Genomic DNA, 2,535 nt, shown 5'->3' with positions numbered 1-2,535 from the left:
CCTTCCACTTTCCTCGTCGATGCCTGTAATCTGGTATCCAGGCAGGCCCAGTATTGCCTCTGATCTGATCAAACGTTTCCTTTCAAGAATGTTTTATCAGTTCAGAGGTGGGGCCTGCCCCCATTGATGATCTAGAGCCCATGCTTGCTGGTGTCGATGTGCAGCAGCATCCCAGTCAGGTGGCCGACGGCCTCGAAATTTCAGAGTTGCGGTACGTGTTTCATACGATTCTCGGTGGAACCGGCGACCTGGCTACGTCATCAGCGTGCATGCCCAAGAGTTCAACAGTTTCAGTCGCAAGACACGCGTCCAAGTTTTGTGGCGGTGCACAATCTGCAACAAACCTCCTGATCGGTCCCCCTCCCCACTACTGATTCTCGGCGAAGAGCTCTCGAAGCTTGGCTTCCTGATCCTTCGACAAGTTCGTGGCAACCAGTTCAGGGTTCAGGTTCTTGAGTTCGGGCACGACCCGGTCGGCCACTGCATCCGCGGACAACAGGAACAACGCCGACGTGCCTGGGGTGATCTTGTCGCGCGCCTGCTTGATAAAGCTGTCATCGATTCCGATGTCGGTCAGAGCGCCAGCCAGGGCACCCGCCGCCGTGCCAAGCGCAAACCCAAGAAGCGGCAAGAAGAACAGGAAGCCGAAGAGAAGACCCCAGAACCCTCCTCCAAGCGCGCCCATGCCCGCCGTATCAACTGCCTGCCTTGTCTTGGGCCCTTTGCGCCCGACGGGCCAAGTGACGACCGCGGCATCAATAATTTGAATCAGTTGCTGCTGCTGCAACCCTCGGAGCTTGTTGAGCGCCTCTTCAGCCCCTTCAGCTTTATTGAACTTTACTACCGAGAGTGTCGCCATAATGCTACCTTCCTTTTGTATTTCCTGTCCGCGAGAGCGAAAAGCACGCCTGAACTCTAGAAACTAGAACTCCAGCAAACCCTGCTGGCCGTCATGCCAGCCTTGGTTATGCGCCAAGAAGCCAGACCATAGAAAGAGCTCCTGCGCCGGGAAACATTACCAACAGCACCCCAATGGCGATCGAGAGCGAACCGCTCAAGATCAGCAGCCACTCGTTGGAGAGTTCCTTGCGGAGTCGAATTGCCGCAACGATTTCAAAGATGCCGCGGGCGATCGCCCACGCGGCGATGACGAAGAGTAAGGCAAGGGCAGTTATATGCGGTTGTGATAGGGCGAACACCCCGATGGCAATTGCGAGAAGGCCGAATAGGAGCAGCGACCACCATCGGCCCCATCCCCCCACAATCACTGCCATGACCCCGTCAGCCAAGGCGAAGATGCCCCAGAGCAAAACCAACACGGCTAAGGTCAGGCCCGGCCAGAGGAATGCACAAAGGCCGAAAAGAACAGCGATGAACCCACGAACAGCCAGCACCCACCAGTTCCGGGAGATGCCTGCCAGAATCGTCAGGGAAGGCATAAGACAACACCTCCGCTAGGACCATAACTCTGGCCCCAGAAGTTGTCAAGATCAAGTTGTCAAGGATCTCTGAGGACCTCGGAGAATTAACATGAAATGTAACTGTCAGGATCACAGGGATTGCGTAATGGTACTTTCCATAGCGCTCGAGTTCGCTCGCCTGTACGACGTGCGCGCTCATACGGTGTTACTTACCGACCTGACTGCGACATGATGCTTCCTGAACGGCTCCCGTGTGTTTACATTCGGGACAACAAAGGGATGCCGAGGCCCTCGCGTTGCATTCAGCAGCACGGGCGCCGGCCGACATCGTAGTCCTATTTGTGCCTTGTAGCGCCACACCCGCCAGTGGATGTCTTCGCCGCAGCCACAGATCTCGGTGCAGTCCTCGCAACGCTCGCAGTTCCACATCAACGTCTCAAGCGTCGCCACGAATCGTGCGTGACGCAGACGAGGCCGAGTTCGATAATCTTTTCCGCCGAGTCTACCAGGTCTCGCCGACGGTGACGCCGGCATTCGCAGCTCGAGCAACGAGAATAATTTTGGAATTCGGATTAGTAAAGCCCTGGTGGACTCTCACTGATGTCCGTTCGTTGTGTGTTCGTTGTGGCAACTGGTAAGTACCGCGGGTGTCGGTTTTTTGAGAGCAAGACAGACACGCAGGCGGACTGGAGAGACTAAACAGACAACGCTGGTCCCGAGTTTCGACTGAACTGGACGCCTGGAGTCCGAATCGCCATTTCGGCATTTCGGTGTTCACCCCTGAGTTAAGCTGACGATCTGCTGCGGTTGCAGAGCAATCAAGTCCTTCGTCCTTTGGTCGTCGTTTGACTTGCTGAGGTGGGCGCAGTAGAATCCTGCCACTGGCATCATGGACGCCTGCCCGAGTAGTACGCCGGCGAATCTATGCCTGAGGAGAAATCATTCGTGCGATTCACTATTCTCGCAACATTCGTTCTGGCGCTGCCGCTGTGCGCCCAGGTGAAGTTCACGCAGGCGGCGCCGGACCGCATTCTTGTGGAGATCGGCGGGAAGCCCTACACCAGCTTTTATCTCGCCCCGGGCGGTAACAAGCCCTACGTCTGGCCGCTCTCGA

At 56.4% G+C, this 2,535-nt stretch carries 3 protein-coding genes; 1 reads left to right on the top strand and 2 read right to left on the bottom strand.

The window, feature by feature from the left end; genetic code table 11:
* Positions 1–367: 367 nt before the first annotated feature.
* Both VN622_15840 and VN622_15835 read right to left on the bottom strand, forming a co-directional pair.
* Complete coding sequence (locus VN622_15840; protein HWR37332.1) at positions 368–859, bottom strand: DUF1269 domain-containing protein; 492 nt, start codon at positions 857–859, stop codon at positions 368–370.
* Positions 860–965: 106 nt separating this feature from the next.
* A complete protein-coding gene (locus VN622_15835) occupies positions 966–1,439 on the bottom strand; it encodes a DUF308 domain-containing protein (GenBank protein ID HWR37331.1) in 474 nt (157 codons plus the stop codon).
* Positions 1,440–2,345: 906 nt separating this feature from the next.
* On the opposite strand from VN622_15835, the gene VN622_15830 reads away from it, so the two are divergent.
* A partial coding sequence (locus VN622_15830; protein ID HWR37330.1) for a hypothetical protein occupies positions 2,346–2,535 on the top strand: 190 nt, incomplete at its 3' end.

The sequence above is a fragment of the Clostridia bacterium genome (genome assembly GCA_035561135.1).
Lineage (GTDB): Bacteria > Acidobacteriota > Terriglobia > Terriglobales > Acidobacteriaceae > DATMYA01.
This window is presented reverse-complemented; position numbering and strand designations above follow the sequence as displayed.

Excerpts from the sequence above, each read along its gene's own strand:
- VN622_15840 (HWR37332.1), bottom strand. The coding sequence starts at position 859 with ATGGCGACACTCTCGGTAGTAAAGTTCAATAAAGCTGAAGGGGCTGAA.
- VN622_15835 (HWR37331.1), bottom strand. The coding sequence starts at position 1,439 with ATGCCTTCCCTGACGATTCTGGCAGGCATCTCCCGGAACTGGTGGGTG.